This window comes from Dactylosporangium sp. NPDC049525, assembly GCF_040676755.1.
Taxonomy (GTDB): Bacteria; Actinomycetota; Actinomycetes; order Mycobacteriales; family Micromonosporaceae; genus Dactylosporangium.
In genome coordinates this window covers 116393-134490 of sequence record NZ_JBFAPO010000008.1, presented here as the reverse complement: position 1 = coordinate 134490, position 18098 = coordinate 116393, and the positions used below count along the sequence as shown (strand labels likewise).

Annotated in this window: 19 protein-coding genes; 7 read left to right on the top strand and 12 right to left on the bottom strand. The window is 72.8% G+C overall.

Features of this window, described 5'->3' with window-relative positions:
• Positions 1–263: 263 nt before the first annotated feature.
• Complete coding sequence (locus AB0K00_RS15160; protein WP_363520685.1) at positions 264–1787, bottom strand: MFS transporter; 1524 nt, start codon at positions 1785–1787, stop codon at positions 264–266.
• A gap of 124 nt (positions 1788–1911) precedes the next feature.
• Between AB0K00_RS15160 and AB0K00_RS15155 the strand changes: the two genes are divergently transcribed.
• The 3 genes from AB0K00_RS15155 (at position 1912) to AB0K00_RS15145 (ending at position 4144) form a co-directional block, all read left to right on the top strand.
• A complete protein-coding gene (locus AB0K00_RS15155; protein WP_363520683.1) occupies positions 1912–2211 on the top strand; it encodes an antibiotic biosynthesis monooxygenase family protein in 300 nt (99 codons plus the stop codon).
• Entirely contained in the window at positions 2208–3113 is a 906-nt protein-coding gene (locus AB0K00_RS15150; protein WP_363520680.1) for an MBL fold metallo-hydrolase, read from the top strand. Before AB0K00_RS15155 ends, AB0K00_RS15150 begins: the two co-directional genes overlap by 4 nt.
• Before the next feature lie 80 nt (positions 3114–3193).
• Positions 3194–4144 carry a septum formation family protein gene (locus AB0K00_RS15145; RefSeq protein ID WP_363520677.1) on the top strand — a complete coding sequence of 317 codons (951 nt, stop codon included), beginning with the start codon at positions 3194–3196 and terminating at the stop codon, positions 4142–4144.
• Positions 4145–4151: 7 nt separating this feature from the next.
• On the opposite strand, the gene AB0K00_RS15140 is transcribed toward AB0K00_RS15145, so the two are convergent.
• From AB0K00_RS15140 to AB0K00_RS15110, 7 genes are all read right to left on the bottom strand, one after another.
• Positions 4152–4574: a nuclear transport factor 2 family protein gene (locus AB0K00_RS15140; RefSeq protein ID WP_363520675.1), complete on the bottom strand. Its 423-nt coding sequence runs from the start codon at positions 4572–4574 to the stop codon at positions 4152–4154.
• The gene (locus AB0K00_RS15135) at positions 4571–4999 is read right to left on the bottom strand and encodes a nuclear transport factor 2 family protein (protein ID WP_363520672.1); all 429 of its coding nucleotides are present in this window, start codon (positions 4997–4999) and stop codon (positions 4571–4573) included. Before AB0K00_RS15135 ends, AB0K00_RS15140 begins: the two co-directional genes overlap by 4 nt.
• Positions 4996–5916 carry an aromatase/cyclase gene (locus AB0K00_RS15130; RefSeq protein WP_363520669.1) on the bottom strand — a complete coding sequence of 307 codons (921 nt, stop codon included), beginning with the start codon at positions 5914–5916 and terminating at the stop codon, positions 4996–4998. The genes AB0K00_RS15135 and AB0K00_RS15130 overlap by 4 nt, the downstream gene beginning before the upstream one ends.
• Positions 5917–5949: 33 nt before the next feature.
• Positions 5950–6741: an SDR family NAD(P)-dependent oxidoreductase gene (locus tag AB0K00_RS15125; RefSeq protein ID WP_363520666.1), complete on the bottom strand. Its 792-nt coding sequence runs from the start codon at positions 6739–6741 to the stop codon at positions 5950–5952.
• 178 nt (positions 6742–6919) lie between these two features.
• The gene (locus AB0K00_RS15120; RefSeq protein WP_363520663.1) at positions 6920–7207 is read right to left on the bottom strand and encodes an acyl carrier protein; all 288 of its coding nucleotides are present in this window, start codon (positions 7205–7207) and stop codon (positions 6920–6922) included.
• Positions 7204–8445: a ketosynthase chain-length factor gene (locus tag AB0K00_RS15115; RefSeq protein WP_363520660.1), complete on the bottom strand. Its 1242-nt coding sequence runs from the start codon at positions 8443–8445 to the stop codon at positions 7204–7206. Before AB0K00_RS15115 ends, AB0K00_RS15120 begins: the two co-directional genes overlap by 4 nt.
• Positions 8442–9713: a beta-ketoacyl-[acyl-carrier-protein] synthase family protein gene (locus AB0K00_RS15110; protein ID WP_363520658.1), complete on the bottom strand. Its 1272-nt coding sequence runs from the start codon at positions 9711–9713 to the stop codon at positions 8442–8444. The genes AB0K00_RS15115 and AB0K00_RS15110 overlap by 4 nt, the downstream gene beginning before the upstream one ends.
• A 95-nt stretch (positions 9714–9808) precedes the next feature.
• Here AB0K00_RS15110 and AB0K00_RS15105 point away from each other — a divergent pair, with 95 nt between their 5' ends.
• The 4 genes from AB0K00_RS15105 to AB0K00_RS15090 all read left to right on the top strand — a co-directional run bounded on the left by AB0K00_RS15105 (position 9809) and on the right by AB0K00_RS15090 (position 12842).
• Positions 9809–10510 carry an SDR family NAD(P)-dependent oxidoreductase gene (locus AB0K00_RS15105; protein ID WP_363520655.1) on the top strand — a complete coding sequence of 234 codons (702 nt, stop codon included), beginning with the start codon at positions 9809–9811 and terminating at the stop codon, positions 10508–10510.
• Between the two features lie 55 nt (positions 10511–10565).
• Positions 10566–11261 (top strand): TetR/AcrR family transcriptional regulator, encoded by a 696-nt coding sequence (locus AB0K00_RS15100; RefSeq protein WP_363520653.1) that lies wholly within the window; start codon positions 10566–10568, stop codon positions 11259–11261.
• A gap of 147 nt (positions 11262–11408) precedes the next feature.
• A complete protein-coding gene (locus tag AB0K00_RS15095; RefSeq protein WP_363520650.1) occupies positions 11409–12275 on the top strand; it encodes an AfsR/SARP family transcriptional regulator in 867 nt (288 codons plus the stop codon).
• Positions 12276–12404: 129 nt separating this feature from the next.
• Entirely contained in the window at positions 12405–12842 is a 438-nt protein-coding gene (locus AB0K00_RS15090) for a toll/interleukin-1 receptor domain-containing protein (protein ID WP_363520647.1), read from the top strand.
• Between the two features lie 77 nt (positions 12843–12919).
• Here the strand turns inward: AB0K00_RS15090 and AB0K00_RS15085 are convergent, their stop codons facing one another.
• The 4 genes from AB0K00_RS15085 to AB0K00_RS15070 are packed head-to-tail and all read right to left on the bottom strand — an operon-like array spanning position 12920 to position 17980.
• Complete coding sequence (locus tag AB0K00_RS15085; RefSeq protein ID WP_363520645.1) at positions 12920–14593, bottom strand: ABC transporter ATP-binding protein; 1674 nt, start codon at positions 14591–14593, stop codon at positions 12920–12922.
• Entirely contained in the window at positions 14590–15426 is an 837-nt protein-coding gene (locus tag AB0K00_RS15080) for an ABC transporter permease (protein WP_363520643.1), read from the bottom strand. The genes AB0K00_RS15085 and AB0K00_RS15080 overlap by 4 nt, the downstream gene beginning before the upstream one ends.
• Positions 15423–16352, bottom strand: coding sequence for an ABC transporter permease (locus tag AB0K00_RS15075; protein ID WP_363520642.1), 930 nt, complete (start codon positions 16350–16352; stop codon positions 15423–15425). The genes AB0K00_RS15080 and AB0K00_RS15075 overlap by 4 nt, the downstream gene beginning before the upstream one ends.
• Positions 16349–17980, bottom strand: a complete 1632-nt coding sequence (locus tag AB0K00_RS15070) for an ABC transporter substrate-binding protein (RefSeq protein ID WP_363520639.1) — start codon at positions 17978–17980, stop codon at positions 16349–16351. Before AB0K00_RS15070 ends, AB0K00_RS15075 begins: the two co-directional genes overlap by 4 nt.
• Between the last annotated feature and the right edge of the window lie 118 nt (positions 17981–18098).

Here is an 18098-nt window from a genome sequence, read left to right as displayed (position 1 = left end):
GGGGGGGCGTGCCCCCCCCCCCACCCTGCGTGGGGGGTGGGGGTGTCCCGGCCGCGGGGGGGCGGGCGGGGGCCCCCGGCCCCCCCCCGCGCCGCGTCGCGATGGTGCAGGGTTCACCGTCGCGCAGGGTTCACCGTCGCGCAGGGTTCGCCGCAGCGCTCGGCTCGCCGTGGTGCAGGGTTCGCTGTCGTGCTGGTCGGCCGTAGCGCTTGGCTCGCCGTCGTGCAGGGCTTGCCGTCGTGCGCGGCGCTGACGTCGGTGCGTTACGGGGCGGACTTCGCCGTGGCGGGCGTGACGGCGGTGGTGCCGGTGGCCGGAGCGGCCGCCGGTTCCGGGGCCGCGGGCGGTGCCGGAGCCGGGCCGGGTGCCGCGATCGACGTGAGCGCGCCGATCACCGCGAACGCCGCGCCGACCAGGAACGCCAGCCGGTATCCGGATACGACGGCGTCCGCCTGTGCGGTGCCGGTGTCCAGGAGGTGCTGCGCCCGGGTCGCGCCGATCGTGGCGAGCACCGCGAGGCCGAGCGAGCCGCCGACCTGGCGGGTGGTGTTGATGACGCCGGAGGCGAGCCCGGCCTCGTGCCGGGGGATGCCCGACGTGGCAGTGATGGCAAGCGGAGTCATCGCGATGCCCGCCCCCAGCGTCACCAGGATCATCGGCACGAGCAGGTCGGCGGCGTACGAACCGCGGACCGGGATCACCGACAGCCAGGCAAGGCCGACGCCGGACAGCAGCGGTCCCCCGATGAGCAGTGGCCGGACGCCGACCCGTTTGAGCAGGACCGGTCCCGAGTAGGCGCCGGCGGTCATCGCGATCGCGCCGGGCAGGAACGCCAGGCCCGCCGCGAGGGCGTCGTATGCGAGGACGTTCTGCATGTACAGCGACAGGAAGAAGAAGTGCGCGATGACGGCGCAGCCGAGCCAGAACATGACGAGGTTGGCCACGGTAATGCCGCGGGACGCGAACAGCCGCAGCGGCACCACCGGCGCCGGGGCGACCTTCGCCTCGTGCAGCACGAACCAGGCGAGCAGCAGCACGCCACCGGCGAGCGGGCCGTAGGTGACGGGGTCGCCCCAGCCGTGCGACTGGCTGTTGACCGTGCCGTACACGACGGCGACGAGACCGGCGGTGACCAGCAGCGACCCGAGCAGGTCGAGACGGCGCGGCCCGGCGGTCTGCTCGGCGCGCCCCTCCGGCAGCACCCGCAGCGACGCGACGATCGCGGCGATGCCGATCGGCACGTTGACGAACAGGATCCAGCGCCAGTTGATCAGGTCGGTGAGCACGCCGCCGAGCAGCGAGCCGATCGCGGCGCCGCCGCCGGAGACCGCGCTCCAGGCGGCCATCGCCTTGGCCCGCTTCGGCGCCTCGACGAAGGTGGTGGTGAGCAGGGTGAGGGTGGCCGGGGACAGGATCGCGCCGCCGAGCCCCTGCGCGCCGCGGGCGATGACCAGGGTGAGCTCGTCCTGGGCGAGGCCGCCGACGAGGCTCGCCGCGGTGAACACCACCAGGCCGGTGATGAACATGCGGCGGCGGCCGAACAGGTCCGCGGCCCGGCCGCCGAGCAGGAGGAAGCCGGCGAAGGTCAGCGTGTAGGCGTTGACGACCCACTGCAGGCCGGAGTCGCTGAAGCCGAGGTCGGCCCGGATGGCGGGCAGCGCGACGTTGACGATCGACACGTCCAGCACCACCATCACCTGCCCCAGGCACAGCAGCGACAGCACGGCCCAGTCGGGTCCCCGGCGCCCGGTCTCCCCCGTCGGGGCCGACGCCTCGGTGACTGCCATTCTCACTCCCTGTGGTTCGAGTTGGACTACCTAGTCCACAACGTTAGACCTATGAGTCTAGTAGGGCAAGCACAGTGCACCGCGACTCCAGGGCGACTGGAGCGGGGCGGTCCAGGGTTTGGCCATGACCACCGTCGTGTTCGTCAACACGTTGCGGCTCACCGGCCCGGCCGAGGACCTCGAACGGATCTACGCCGACGTCGCCGCGTTCTTCCGCGCCCAGCCGGGGCTGGTCCGGTACCAGCTCGTCCGCTCCACCACCGACCCGGCCGTCTACGTCAACATCGCCGAGTGGCGCGACCTCGCCGCGTTCCGGACCGCGACATCACAGGAGGCGTTCCGCACCGCGCTGCGGGTCTCCACCGTGTCCACCGGCGAGCCCCACGTCTGCCAGGTCGTCTCCGCCGGCACCGGGCCGGCATGAGCAGCGACGGCCGGCTGCGGGAGATCGGCGACGGGGTGTACGCCTACGTGCAGCCCGACGGCGGCTGGTGCGTCAACAACGCCGGACTGGTCCACGACGGCGACGCCGCGCTGCTGGTGGACACCGCCGCCACCCACGCCCGTGCCCTCGCCCTGCGCGACGCCGTCCGGGGCATCACCCCGCGGCCACCCGGCGTCGTCGTCAACACCCACCACCACGGCGACCACACCCTCGGCAACGCCGTCTTCGCCCCGCCCGCGACCGTCGTCACCCACGCCGCGACCCGCCACGACATGGCGGCCCGCGGCACCGCGCTGCGGCACGTGTGGCCGGACGTCGACTGGGGCGAGCAGCCCCTCGTCCTGCCGGACCTGACGTTCACCGAGCGGCTCACCGTCCACGTCGGACGGTCCGAGGTGCGGCTGTGGCACCCCGGCCCGGCGCACACCAACGGCGACGTGGTGGCGTGGCTGCCCGCGCAGCGGGTCCTGTTCACCGGCGACATCGTGATGCCCGGGCACACCCCGTTCGTGCTCATGGGATCGGTGCACGGCAGCCTGCACGCGGTCGCCGCCCTGGCCGCGCTGGAGCCCGAGGTCGTCGTCGGCGGGCACGGCCCGGTCGCCGGCCCGGAGGCCATCGAGGCGACCACCGCCTACCTGCGCTGGCTCGACGACCTCGCCGAGCGGGGCCTCGCCGCCGGCCTGACCCCGCTGGCCGCGGCCCTGGACGCCGACCTCGGCGACTTCGCCGGCTGGGGCGAGCCGGAACGCCTCGTCGCCAACCTGCACCGCGCCTACGCCGAACGCACCGGCGCGCCCGCCGGCACCTACCTGCCGTCCGCGCCGGTCTTCGCCGAGATGGTCACCTGGCACGGCGGCCCCCTGCCTTGCGCCGCGTAGTCAGCGGCATCGACCCGTACGGCGGTTGACAACGCGCGCGTGCGAAGACAGTCATCATCTCCACGGTCCGGTGGAGTCTCATGGGGGCTCGGGAATCGATGATGATGCGTGTCCGCGCGGCGATCGCCGTCGTGCTCACCGGTGTGTTGCTCGGCGTTTCAGGCTGTGCCCTGCGCCCACCGGGCTCCGACGGCGACCTGGTCGACGACTGGCAGGCCCTCACGGCGCCGAAGTTCGACGTGCCGAGCGTCGGGATGTGCCTGGACAGCCCGACGAAACCGGCGTGGGACCCGACCTTCGTGCGGGCCACCCCGATCGAGTGCGACCGCGGGCACACCCTCGAGGTGGCCCTGATCGGCACCGTGGAGGGCAACGCGGCGCAGGGGTCCGAGCCGCCGGGGATCGGCAGCGACGGGCTCCGGGCCGCGTATGCGGCCTGTGACAAGGGCGCCAACGAGTACCTCGGCGGCGACTGGCACACCGGCATGTTCGGCATCAACGTGCAGATGCCGAACCAGGCGACGTGGCGGGGCGGGCTGCGCTCCTACGTCTGTTCGATCTTCACGTTGAACGACGCCTACGGCAAGATGTCGTTCGGCTCCGCGCCGGTGAAGGGCACGCTGGCCGGCAGCGCACCGAACGCGATCCGGTGCCTGGAGGTCGACGGCACCAAGGACGCCGAGGGCTGGTGGGACGACGTCAACGGGCTGACCCCGATCGACTGCACGCGGCCGCATGAGGCCGAGTTCATCGGCACCGCCCAGGTCGGCACCGCCGGTGGCCCGGAGCCTGCCGCCGACGCCATCCGCAAGACGATGCTCGACCGCTGCTGGACGTTGGGTGCCGCGTATCTGGGTCTCACCGAGTCCGAGATGGACGCCCGCCCGGAGTTCGGGGTCGCCTGGGACGGCGTGGACGACTTGCAGTGGGAGGCCGGCGACCGGAACCTGCGCTGTTTCGTCCTGCTGAGCCCGGGCAAGAAGGCCCGCGCCTCGATCAAGGGCATCGGCAAGAAGGCCCTGCCGATCTGAGGCGTGCTCAGCCCACGGCGTCGTGGGTGATCCGCCGGGTGGCGACCAGCCAGCCGCCCGGCGCCGGCACGAGCAGGTCCTCCCCCGTGGTGCTGTTGTGGATGACCGGGCGACCACCGGCCGGGGTCTCGACGTTGAAGGCGGCGAACCGGGTCCGCAGCGCGCCGTCCGGCGCGGGTTCGGCGGTGAGCATGCCCAGCCAGTACCGGCGGACCACCCGGATCCCGGCCCGCTTCGCCACTGCGGCCCGCAGGGCGCCGGCGATCGCCTCCCGGCCCCGCCGCTGCGCGGGCGCCCCGCCGGCGAACGTCCGCCCGCCGGGCGCCACCTGGGTGAAGACCGCCTCGCCGGTGAAGGTGGCCGCCCACGCGTCCACCTCCCCGGCGTTGAGCAGGTGCAGCTGCCGCACGTAGAAGGCGTCCAGGCTCACGGGGTCCAGCCGTCGTGCACGACGTACCGGCGGCGGACCAGGAACGCGTCGCCGTCCGGGACGAGCACGTCGTCGACGGCGGTGCTCAGGTGCAGCGCCGACGGCCCGCCCTGCGGGGTCTCGATGACCAGCGCGTAGTACCGGGTCAGCACCGTGCCGTCCGGCTGCGGGTCGACGGCGAGCATGCCGAGCCAGTGCCGGCGCAGCACGCCACGGGCGGCGAGGGCGTCCGCGGCCGTGCGCAGCCGCCCGCCGATCTCGGCCCGGCCCCGCCTCGGCTCGGGCCGGCGGTCCTGGCCGAACTCGCCGTCCTCGGTGAACGTCGCCGCCCACTCCTCGGCGCGGCCCTCGTCCAGCAGCCGCATCTGCACCGCGTAGAACTGCTGCACCCGCTGATACAGCCCGGTGTCGACGGCGACGGTCATGCGGTCACCCCGGCGGCGTGGCGCAGCGTGGCGAGGCTGTTGGCGCCGAGCGCCTCCCGCACGAACGTGCGCGCGTCGGCGACGGTCTTGCCGGCGCCCAGGACCCGCTCGACCGCCTCGGGCCGCAGCACGACCCGGTGCCGTGAGGTGGCCCGCACCAGGCCGTCGCGCTCCTCGAACGTCCACCGTCCGGTGTGGACACTGAGCAGCGCCGGCGGCTGCGACTGCTTGTACACGATGCGCAGGTCCGGCAACAGCACCCTGATCGACGCGGTGGTGTGGCTGGAGCCGTCCTTCGCGAGCGTCTCCATCCTCAGGTGCTGCACGCCCACCGGCTCCTCGCCCAGCTCGACGCTCAGCACGTGCGGCAGCCGGTCCGGCCAGTGTTGCGCGTCCCAGATGAACGCGTGTGCGTCCTGCGCGGAGCCGGCGAACTCGACGGTGTCGTCGAAGGTGAAGTCCAGGGAAGGGTCGGAGCGTTCGGCGCCGGCCCGCAGCGCGGCGAGCTCGGCGCCGCTGTTGCGTTCGATCGCCTCCTCGATCCAGGCCAGGCCGGTCGGGTCGGCATCGATGGCCTGGTACTCGTGGGTCAGCCGGACCCGGCTCTGCCCGCCGGGGAGCTCCTCGACCCGCCACTCGCCGCCCATCGCGGCAACCGGCGGCGCCGACACCTCCTGGCGGAACGTGATCCTGCGGGCCGCGGGGTCCAGGGTGCGCAGCGAGGTCCACGCCTTCACCGCACCGTTCGCGGTCGCCCACAGGTGCAGCCGTTCGCTGCCCTCGCCGGTGGGTGTCACCTCGGCGTGGACGGTCGGCGGGAAGAGCGCCGGCCACCCGGCGGCGTCGGCGAGCAGTGCGTAGACCCGGTCGGGTGGTGCGGCGACGGTGATGTCGTGTACTGCGTGCTGCGAAACCATTGCCAGTCCTCGAATCTCGTAGTTGCCGGGTCTCTAGTAGTTGCCGAGGCCGCCGCAGACGTTGATCGCCTGCGCGGTGATGGGGTCGGCGGCGGGGGTGACGAGGTACCCGACGAGCGCGGCGACCTCCTCGGGCGTCGAGTAGCGGCCGAGCGGGATCTTCGCCTGGAAACGGTCCAGCACCTCGTCCTCCGAGGTCTGCCACGCCGCGGCGTAGCCGGCCCGGACCCGCTGCGCCATCGGGGTCTCGACGTAGCCGGGGCAGACCGCGTTGACGGTCACGCCGGTGCGGGCCAGTTCCAGGCCGAGCGCCTTGGTGAAGCCGATGACGCCGTGCTTGGAGGCCGAGTACGGCGCGCCGAGCACGACCCCCTGCTTGCCGCCGGTGGAGGCGATGTTGACGATGCGCCCGCCGGCCCGCCCGTCGAGCCCGCCGCTGGTGAGCACCTCCCGGGTCACGTGGAACACGGCGGTGAGGTTTGTGGCGATGACGTCGTCCCACAGCTCGTCGGCGATGTTCGCGGTGACCCCGCCGCCGCTGCGCCCGGCGTTGTTGACCAGGACGTCGATCGGGCCGAAGCGTTGCACGGCACCGGCGACGAGGGCCCGGATCTGCCCGGGGTCGCGCACGTCGGCCGCCTGCCCGTCGACGTCAAGGCCCTCGTCGCGCAGTTCCTTGACGGTGAGCGCGACGGCGTCGGGGTCCCTGGCGCACAGGTACACGCCGAGACCGGCGCCGGCGAGGGCCCGGACGACGGCGAAGCCGATGCCGCTGGTGGCCCCGGTGACCAGCGCGTGCCGGGTACCGGTCGGTGTGTCGGTCATTGCTCCTCCTCAGTGGCAGCGGTCAGCAGTCGGGCGACCGGGCGCTGGGCCTGCCCGGCGGGTCGCCGGGTGCGCGTCGACCAGGCGTGGTGCACTCCGGCAGCGGACGGGCGTTGCAGGGTGCGGGCGGGTCCGGGCCGACGCAGCGGGGTCCGGCAGCCGGCGCACAGGGCGAACCTCACGGCACGACGACCTGTGCCTGGTGGACGGCCTGGTTCACGAGGCCGACGAACTCGTCGGGGGTGCGGGCCTGCACCACGGTGTCGTCGGCGAGCCGGACCCGGTAGTCGCGTTCGACCCGGCCGGCGAGCTCCAGCAGAGCCAGGGAGTCGTAGCCGAGGTCGGCGAACGGCACGGCGCCGATGTCACCGTCGAGACCGCCGGTCTCGTCCTCGCCGGCGACCTCGCGCAGGACCCGGCGGACCTCGTCGACGGTCAGGACGGCGGTCGGCTCGCTGCTGCTCATGCTGCTGCTCCTTCTCGTTGTGCGGTGTCCGGGGCGGTGTCCGGGTGGTGCAGCACGACGGCCGCGTTGAAGCCGCCGTAGCCGCGGGCGAGGACCAGGGCGGTGCGCAGCCGCGCCGGGCGCACCGCGGTGACCAGGTCCAGTTCGTGGGCGGGGGTGCCGACGTTGACGGTCGGCGGGACGACGCCGTCGCGCAGCGCGAGGGCGGCCGTGGCGACGTCGAGCGCGGCGCCGCCGGAGGCGAGCCGGCCGGTCATCGTCTTCGGCGCGGTCACCGGCACCCCGCGCGGGCCGAACACCGCGACCAGCGCCGCCGCCTCGACCCGGTCCAGCGCGGGCACCCCGGCGGCGTCGGCGAAGACGACGTCGACGTCAGCGGCGGCGGTACCGGCGTCCGCGAGCGCGTTCTCGATCGCGCGGCGCAGCGTGCCGGGCCGGTCGCTGCCCTGCGGCGGGTCGAACGTCGCGGCGTACCCGCCGACGATCGCGACCGGGCCGGCGCCGCGAGCGGCCGCGGCGGCCGCGTCCTCGACGACGAGGATGGCGCCGCCCTCGCCGGGCACGTAGCCGGCGGCGTCGCGGTGAAACGGCCGGAACGCGGTGCCCGGGTCGTCGCCGGTGGCGACGCGGCCGTTGGCGACCTGCGCGATCCAGCCCCACGGGCACAGCGCGCTGTCGACGCCGCCGGACAGCACGACCGGGATGCCTTTGCGGATGTGCCGGCGGGCCTGCGCCAGCGCGTCGAGGCCGCCGGCCTGCTCGGTGACGATGACGCCGCTCGGGCCGCGCAGCCCGTGCCGGATCGAGATCTGCCCGGTGTTGACGGCGTAGAACCAGGCGAAGGACTGGTAGGCGCTGACGTGCTCGCCGCCGAGGCTCCAGAGCTTCTCCAGCTCCCGCTGGCCGAACTCGAAGCCGCCGGAGGCGCTGGCGGTGACCACGCCGGCGGAGTACGCGGGCAGGGCGGCCGGGTCGAGACCGGCATCGGCGAGGGCGAGCTCGGCGGCGACGAGCGCGAGGCGGGTCATGTGGTCGGTCTGCGGCAGCAGGCGGCTCGGCAGGTGCCGGCGCGGCTCGAAGCCGCGGATCTCGCCGGCCAGCCGGGCCGGGTACCGCTCCGGGTCGAAGCGGGTGATCCGCCCGATGCCGCCGCGCCCTTCGAGGGTCGCCTTCCAGTACTCCTCGGTCCCGAACCCGTTCGGGGCAACCACACCGAGCCCGGTGATGACTGTGGTCATGGCCGCACCAGTACCATCGCGCTCTGGAAACCACCGAAACCGCTGCCGACCGACAGGACCGTGTCGGTGCGCTGCTCACGGGCGTGCAGCGGCACGTAGTCCAGGTCGCACTCCGGATCGGGTTCGTGCAGGTTCGCCGTCGGCGGGATGACGCCGTGCTCGATCGCCAGGGCACTCGCGGCGATCTCGATGGAGCCGATCGCGCCGAGCGAGTGCCCGACCATCGACTTGATCGAGCTGACCGGGGTTCGGTAGGCGTGCGCGCCGAGGCTGAGCTTCGCCGCGGCGGTCTCGTGCCGGTCGTTCTGCTTGGTGCCGGAGCCGTGCGCGTTGAGGTAGTCCACGGCCGTCGGGTCGAGCCGGGCCTCGTCCAGCGCGACCCGGATCGCCTCGGCCATCTCGACCCCGTCGGGGCGCAGGCCGGTCATGTGGAAGGCGTTGCAGCGACCGGCGAACCCGGCGATCTCGGCGTAGACGCGGGCACCGCGGGCCCGGGCGGCGGTCAGCTCCTCCAGGACGAACACGGCGGAGCCCTCGCCGAGCACGAACCCGTCGCGGCTGCGGTCGAACGGCCGGGACGCGTGCTCCGGGTCGTCGTTGCGGGCCGTGGTCGCCTTGATGGCGTCGAAGCAGGCGACCGTGATCGGGGAGATCGGCGCGTCGGTCGCACCGGCCACGACCACGTCGGCGGAGCCCTCACGGATCAGGTCGGCGGCGTGGCCGAGCGCGTCGAGGCCCGACGTGCAGCCGGTCGACACGACCGCGGCCGGTCCCTCGGCGCCGGCCACCCAGGCGACCTCGGCCGCCAGGGAGCTCGGCACCAGGTAGTCGTAGAGGTGCGGCACCGCGTACCGCGGGTCGACGTGCCAGTGCCGGCCGGCGTCGCTGACCACGGCGTACTCGCGTTCGAGGCTGGTGGTCGCGCCGACAGCGCTGCCGATGACGGTCGCGGTCCGGCTCGGGTCGCGGTTGTCGAAGTCCAGCCCGCTGTCGGTGAGAGCCTCGCGGGCGGCGACGACGGCGAACTGCGCCGCCCGGTCCATCCGGCGGATCTCCTGCTGGGTCAGCCCGGCGACGACCGGGTCGAAGTCGCACTCCGCGGCGACCCTGGAGCGGAACGCCCCGGCGTCGAACGCGGTGATCGTCCGGGTCGCCGTCCGCCCGCTGGTGAGCAACGCCCAGAACGCCTTCGTGCCGATCCCGCCCGGGGCCACCACGCCGATGCCGGTGATCGCCACCCGGCGCCGGTCCCGCCTCGCATCTGCCATGCTGCAACGCTGACAGTGATCGATGGAGCACCGACCACGACCGGGCTGGAGACGGGCTCCAGGTGTTGTGTAGCACCGGTGCGGAGGCTGTCGGCATGAGTCTGACAGGACGGGTGGCGGTGGTGACCGGGGGCACCCGGGGCATCGGCAGGACGATCGTGGCGGCCCTCGCCGCACAGGGAGCGACGGTGGTGGCCGCGGCCCGGTCCGCGCAGCCGCCGGACGAGCAGGTGGACGTGACGGACCCGGAGTCGGTGCGGGCGCTGTTCGACCGGGTCGAGGCCCGGCTGGGCCGCGTCGACGTCGTGGTGGCGAACGCGGGGGTGAGCCGGCCGGGGCCGGTCGCGGGGCTGGCGCCGGCGGCGTTCGCGGAGGTGCTGAGCACCAACGTGGCCGGCACCTTCCACACCATCCAGGCGGCGGTGCCGGCGCTCAAGCGGGCCGGCGGCGGGCGGATCCTGACGCTGTCCTCGGCCCTCGCGACCCGCGCGACCCCGGGCGCCGCCGCCTACAGCGCGTCGAAGGCGGCGATCGAGGCGCTGACCCGCACCGCGGCGGTGGAACTGGCGCCGCACGGGATCACCGTGAACTGCCTGTCCCCCGGCATCATCGCCGAGGGCATGGGTGCGCAGCTCATCGGCAACGCGGCGGTCTGGGCGAAATACGGCCCGCGGCTGGCGTCGGGCCGCCCCGGCAGCGGCGAGGAGGTGGCCGCCGTCGCGGTGTTCCTGGCCGGTGCGGGCGCCGCCTACGTCAACGGCAGCGTCGTGGACGTGCATGGCGGTCTGGACTGGTAGCAGGTCTGGACTGTACCGTCTAGTATGACCGGCAGGGAGCGGGAGGGTGATGCGGGTGGCGAGCACGACGACGACGGAACCCGCGACGCTGCCCTCCGGCGCACCCCGGGGACTGCCCGGCAAGCGCACCGCGATCATGCGGGCGGCGACCCGGATCTTCATCGCCGCCGGCTACGAGCGGGCCAGTCTCGACACGGTCGCGGCCGAGGCGGGCGTGTCGAAGCAGACCATCTACAACCACTTCGGCGACAAGGAACGGCTGTTCGTCGCGGTGGTCGACGAGGCGCGCACCGGCGCCGACCGCGACACGGAGCTCGACGAGACACTGCTCGTCGACCCTGACGCGCTGGAGCAGGACCTGTTGCGGCTCGGGCGGCAGTTCGTGGCCGCGACGCTGGACCCGGAGGTGTCGGCGCTGCGGCGGCTGATCATCGCCGAGGTGGCGCACCACCCGCAGCTGCACCGCTCGTGCGGCGCCGACGAGCCGCAGTCGGGCCCGAAGCTGCTGGGCTGGCTGATCCAGCGGGTCGCCGTGCTGACGGCCCAGGGCGTGCTGAGCGCCGACCGGCCGGACCGCGCCGCGGCGCACTTCGTGTCCCAGCTCACGTATGAGGGACAGCAACGTTCGAAATATGGCACGCTGCCATTGGCGCCCTGGGAAATCGACGAGATCTGCGCCGACGCGACCGATCTGTTTCTCCGCGCATATCGGGTTCCGCCTGCTCATACGCGTGCAAAAGGCCGCCGATAGCTCGTTTCCGGCACCTTGACCGCTTCTTTTCCCTACGATAAGCTTCAATGTAAGCGGCAATACTTGATCAGTCGACCGCGCCCAATCCTCGCAATGAAGCAAGCGGCGAAGTCGGACCAAAATCCTATTAATCCGATAGGAGACACCGTGAAACTGGGAATTCTTGGCCCGCTCCTGCTGTGCGCTGACGAGGCGATCCGGGTGCCGACCGCACCGAAGCAACGTCAGCTGCTCGCCCTGCTGCTGCTCAACGCCAACCAGGTGGTGCCGGTGAGCCAGTGCATCGAGGAGCTGTGGGAATACAACCCACCGGCCAGCGCCGTGTCGACGCTGCACACGTACATCATGCAGCTGCGCCGCGCGCTGCGGCTGGGCCGCGAATCCGACCACGCCACCGGCACGGGATGCGCGGGACGGCTCATCACCCGCGACCGTGGCTACCTGTTCGTGTCCCGGCAGGGCGAGCTGGACGTCGACATGTTCGAGGACCGCCTCCGCGACAGCCGGCAGGCCCTCAGCGACGGCGACGACCCGGTCGCCGCGGCGGCCCTGCGCGACGCCCTCGCCGTCTGGCGCGGCCCGGCACTCGTCGACGTGCAGCCCGGCCCGGTGCTGCGCACGTGGCTGGCGTCGCTGGAGGAGAGCAGGCTGAGCACCATCGAACGCCGGATCGAGGTCGACCTGCGCCTCGGCCGGCACCAGGAGCTGATCGGCGAGCTCAGCGCCCTGGTCGAGCGGCACCCCGTGCACGAGAACCTGCACGCACACCTGATGCTGGCGCTGTACCGCTCCGGCCGGCAGGTGCACGCCCTGGAGGTCTTCACCCGCCTGCGGACCGTGCTGTCCGACGAACTAGGCCTGGAGCCGTCACCGGCGCTGCGCCGGCTGCACCAGGCGGTATTGTCGTTCGACCCGGCCCTGGACGCCCCGCCGGTGCACGTGCCGTCCCGGTTCTCGATCGACCTGGACCTCGGCCGCATCCGCCGCGTCCTGAGCGAACCATGCCGCATCTGACCGCCGGAGGCCACTGCCCATGCAACCGCGCACGCGGTCCCGGGTCAGCTGGATTTTCGACATCTTCGCGGCTCCTCGGGCGTCGTAAGGCTCGGCAGGAATGTCGATCAGGTGACCTAGGCTTGCTCCGTGGACAGCGCACGCAAAGACTTCTTCATCTCTTACACCTCCGCCGACGAGGAGTGGGCGGTGTGGATCGCCCACGTTCTGGAGGAGGCCGGGTACTCGGTCGTGATCCAGGCATGGGACTTCCGGCCGGGAAGCAACTTCGTGATCGAGATGCAGAAGGCGCTGCAGTCGTCAGACCGGCTGATCGCGACTCTGTCACCTGACTACCTGTCGGCCCGCTTCCCGCGGCCGGAGTGGGCTGCGGTGTTCGCTGCCGACCCAGAGGGAGCAGCTAGAAGGCTCGTTCCCGTGATGGTCCGACCGTGCCAGCCAGATGGCTTGCTCAGATCGGACATGGCATGCCGCGGCATGTCCGCCCGGTTGCGGAAGACGCGATCACGCCAGCAGCGGTCACTGCTCACGGTAAGGATGTCGCGATCGAGTTGGCCGCGAGGCTGATTGCCGAGCACCGGGCGAAGGCCAGACTCCGGTGACTCAGATCGGACCGCGAGAGGCATTTGCTGTCTTGACAACGGTCAACGCGGGACGCTGACGATTGCCGTCGTGCCTTCCCTGACGTCCGGTCGCGCCGTGACCTCCAGGCGCGGGACTGCGGCGAGCAGTTCGCGGGTGTACGGGTGCTGCGGCGCCGCGAACACGGCCTCGACCGGGCCCACCTCCACGAGCGCGCCGTCGCGCATGACGGCGACGCGGTCGCTGAGGTGGTGCACCACGCCGAGGTCGTGTGAGATGAACAGCATCGCCACGCCGAGCTCTGCCCGCAGGTCGGTGAGCAGGTCCAGCACCTGGGCCTGGATCGACACGTCGAGGGCGGAGACGGGTTCGTCGCAGACCAGCAGCGCCGGGCCGGGTGCGAGGGCGCGGGCGATGGCGACCCGCTGGCGTTGGCCGCCGGACAGCTCGACCGGGCGCCGGTCCAGCACCGCGGCGCCCAGGCCGACCTGGTCGAGCAGCTCCAGCACGCGGCGGCGGTCGGCGCGGGGGTGGCCGATGACGTCGAGCGGCTCGGCGACGATGCGCCGCACGGGGTGGCGAGGGTCGAACGAGCTCAGCGGGTCCTGGAACACGACGCCGATGCTGCGTCGCAACGGCCGGCGGTCGCGTTCGCGCAGGGCGCTCCACGGGCGGCCGTGCAGCAGCACGGTGCCGGCGTCCGGGGTGAGCAGGCCGAGCACGATCCGGGCGACGGTGCTCTTGCCCGAGCCGGATTCGCCGACCAGGCCGAGGATCTCCCCCGCGGCGAGGGTCAGCGACACGTCGCGCACCGCGTCGCGGAATCCCCCGCCGGGCAGCCGGAAACGCTTCCCGACGGACTGCGCCTGCAGCACGGGCACGGGCGATGCGGGAGGCTGCCGCGGTACCGCCGGCGCAACCGTGACCGCGGTGCGCTGATGCGGCCCGGACAGCCGGGTGCCGCGCGGGTGCGCGCCGGGGACGGCGGCGAGCAACTGGCGGGTGTAAGGGTGCTGCGGGTCGGTGAGCACCTGCGCGGTCGGGCCGGACTCGACGATCAGGCCGTCGCGCATCACCGCCGTGCGGTCCGCGAGGCCGGCGACGACGGCGAGGTCGTGGCTGATCAGCAGCAGGGCGGTGCCGCTCGCCTTGCGCTGGGCCAGCAGCGCGAGGATCTGCGCCTGGACGGTGACGTCGAGGGCGGTGGTCGGCTCGTCGGCGACCAGCAGCGACGGGCCGGCCGCGATGGCGGAGGCGATCAGGGCCCGCTGCCGCAGCCCGCCGGACAGCTCATGCGGGTGCTGCCGGGCGCGCTGCGCCGGCTCCGGCACCCCCACCTCGGCGAGCAGCTCCACGACCCGGGCCCGACGGGAACTTCGCGACGAGGCCAGCGCCTCGGCGATCTCGGCGCCGACGGTCCGCAGCGGGTCGAGGGAGACCAGCGCGTCCTGCAGGACCAGGCCGATCCCCCGTCCCCGGACGTCCCGCCAGCCGCGCGGCCCCAGCCGGCGCAGGTCGCGGCCGGCGAACTCGAGCCGGCCCGCCTCGACGCGGGCGCCCGGGCCGGTGAGCCCGACCAGCGTGCGGGCGGTGACGCTCTTGCCGGAGCCGGACTCGCCGACGACGGCGAGGCACTCGCCCGCCGCGACCTCCAGCGACACGCCCCGGACCGCGTCGACCCGGCGGCGTCCACTGTGGAAGGTCACGCGCAGGTCCTCGACCCGGAGCAGGGTCATCGCAGTCCCTCGAATCGTCGTTGCCAGCGGCGGCCGAGCACGGTCACCGCGACGACGGTCACGGTGATGGCCAGGCCCGGGAACACCCCGACCCACCAGGCGGTGGACAGGAAGTCGCGGCCGTCGGCGAGCATCGCGCCCCATTCCGGGGTCGGCTGGCGCGGGCCGAGGCCGAGGAAGCTCAGCGACGAGCCGATGATGATGGCGCTGCCGGTGCCGAGTGTCGCCAGGACCAGCACCGGGCCGAGCGAGTTGGGCAGCACGTGCCGCAGGACCAGCGGGAGCGGGCGGACGCCGATCGCGACGGCGCTGGTGACGTAGTCGGCCTGCCGCACCGACAGCGCCTGGCCGCGGACCATCCTGGCGTAGCCGGGGACGGCGGCGAACGCGATCGCGACGAGCTCGCTGACCGGGCCGGGGCCGAGCACCGCGATGACGAGCAGCGCGAGCAGGATGCCGGGCAGGGCGAGCAGCACGTCGACGGCGCGCATGAGGGCCTCGTCGACGAGCCGGCCGCCGAGCGCGGACACCAAACCCAGGACCGTGCCGGCGACGACGCCGAGGACCGTGGCGGCGACGCCGGTGACCAGCGAGATGCGGGCGCCGTGCACGATGCGGGTGTAGACGTCGCGGCCGAGCTGGTCGGTGCCGAACCAGTGGGTGGCGTCCGGCGCGCGCAGCGCGATGAGCGGGTCGACCTCGTCAGGACCCGCACTGATGACGTCGGGCACGAGCACCGCGACGACCAGTGCCGTCAGGACGATCCCGGCGGCGACGACCCCAGCGGTGGGAACGCGAGGGACGCGCCGGGTGGTTGCCGCCAGATCGGTCACGCGGCACCTCGCAGCCGTGGGTCGATGACGCGGTACAGGCCGTCGACGAGCGTGCTGACAAGCACGAAGACGAGCGCGACGAACAGCACCATGGCGATGACGACCGGGAAGTCGCGGCTGCTGATGGCGGCGAGCGTGACCCGGCCGAGCCCGGGCCGGGCGAAGACGGTCTCGACGAGCACGGCGCCGCCGAGCAGGTGCCCGACGAGCCAGCCCGACAGCGTCACCGCCGGGCTGAGCCCGTGCCGCAGCACGTGCCGGGCGCGGACCGCGAACTCGCTGACGCCGCGGGCCCGCACCGACACCACGAACGGTTGCCGCAGCGCGCCTTCCATCCCGTCGCGCAGCACCTGGGTGAGGATCGCGCCGACCGGCACGGCGAGGGTGACGGCCGGCAGGATCAGCGCCGCCGGGCCCTGGTCGACGCCGACCGGCACCAGCCGCAGCCGGAACGCGAACACCGACAGCAGCAGCAGCCCGAGCCAGAAGCTCGGGGTGGAGACCGCGACCAGCTCGACCGCCTGGGCGGCGGCGCGGGCGGCCCGCCACCGGCCGGCGGTGAGCGTGGCGACGAGGACCGCGCCGGCGAAGGCGAGGACCGTCGCGGCGAGTGCCAGCTGCACCGTCGGCCACACCTGCTCGCCGATGATCGTGCTGACCGGCTGCTGCAACTGGTACGACCGGCCGAGGTCACCTGTGGCGAGCCGCTCCAGGTAGTGCAGGTATCGCACCGGCAGTGGCAGGTCGAGGCCCATCTCGTGCCGGATCAGGTCCATGGTCTGCGGTGTTGCCGGCGCGCTGCCCACCAGGGCGCGCGCCGGGTCACCGGGGATGAGTTCCATTGCGAGGAAGGTGACGGTGGCGGCGCCGAGGAGCACGCCGATCCCACCGGCGAGCCGGCGCAGCAGCCACCGCACCCGGGTCATTTCGTCAGCCAGACATCGTAGAGCAGCGGGAACGAGGCCGGGTCGGAGCGCAGGCCGTGCACCTTCGTCGACGCGGCCAGCAGGTACGCGGGAACGTAGACGGGGAACGCGGCGGCGTGCTCCTGCACCCACGCCTGCGTCTTGCTGTAGGCGTCCTTGCGCTTGGCGTCATCCGCGGTGGCGGCGGCGCCGTTGACCCAGCCGTCGACGGTGGCGTCGTTGACCCACGAGATGTTCTGGCCGGTGAGCGGCTTGCTGGTGGAGGCGAAGAAGATGCGCAGCAGGTCCGGGTCGGCGCGGGTCCAGCTCTCGTCGAAGATGTCGTACTGGGCCTTCGCGACGAGGCCGAATAGTTCGGCGGTCTGCACGCTGGTGCGCACGACCTCGATGCCGATCTTCTTCTCCGCCGCCTGCACCGCCTGGGCGAACGTGCCGCGCTGCTGCACGGCGGCCTGCTGCTGGGTGTACGGCCAGACGACGGCGAGCCGCTTGCCGTTCTTCGTGCGGTAGCCGTCGGTGTCGCGGGTGGTCCAGCCGGCCTCGTCGAGGAGCGTGTTCGCGGCCGCCTCGTCGAACTTCGTCTTCTGCTCCAGCGCCGGCTCGTAGTACTTCGTGTTCGGCGACAGGACGCTCCACGCCCGCTTGTACTGTCCGAAGTAGACACTCTTGACGAGGGTGTCGACGTCGAGAGCCTGCTGGAACGCGCGGCGGACCTTCTCGTCGTCGAACGGCGCCCGTGACGTGTTCGGGTAGAGGGTGTAGACGGCGCCCTGTGCGTCGGTGCGCACCAGTTGCAGCGCCGTGTTGGCCTGTACCGTGGCGACGTTGGGCACCGGCACGGCGCTGATGCCCTGCACCTCGCCGCTGGTGAGGGTGCCGAGGCGGGTCGCGCTCTCGGACAGGAACCGGATGACGACCTTGTCGAGGTGCGCGGGCCCGGTGTGTTTCGCGGTCGGCGGCGCCGAGGTGTAGGTGGCGCTGCGGGTCAGGGTCACGTTCTGCTGCCGGGTGTGGCTGGTGAACACGAACGGCCCGGAGCCGACCACGTGCTCGCAGAGCGCGCCGGCGTAGTCGGTGAACGCCTTCGGCGACTGGATGCCCAGATATGCGGTGCTCGCCGCCTGCAGGAACGGCTGGAACGGCGCGCTGAACTTCACTTCCGCGGTGTGCTCGTCGATGACGGTGGTGCCGGTGTACGGGCCGATCAGCGTGCTGGCGTACTGCGACTTGGTTTCCTTGGCCACGATCCGGTCGAAGTTCGCCTTGACCGCCGCCGCGTCGAACTTCGTGCCGTCGTGGAACGTCACGTCGGTGCGCAGGTCGAAGGTGTACGTCTTCAGGTCGTCGGAGACCTTCCACGACTTCGCCAGCCACGGCTTGAAGCTGCCGTCGGCGTCCTGCACGACGAGGGAGTCCACCACGCCGCGGGTGATGAACGCGGTCGCGTCCGCCAGGCTCACATGCGGGTCGAGGCAGCTGGGTTCGGAGTCGATCGCGTAGTTGAACGTCCCGCCGGCCGCCGGCGTGCCGTCCCCGGCGGCGGGCTCCCCGGACGCGGTGGTCGACCCGCATCCGGTGACGGCTAACAGGGCGAGCGCGGTGGCGGCGGCCGCCAGGGTGTGTCGCATATCGGAAAAGTCCTGTCCTCGATGCCGGCGGGAACGCGCCGCGGTGACCCGCGGACGCGACATCGCCCAGCGTGATCGAGCCGGGTGGATCTTCCGCACAGTTTCGCTGGAGCATCGC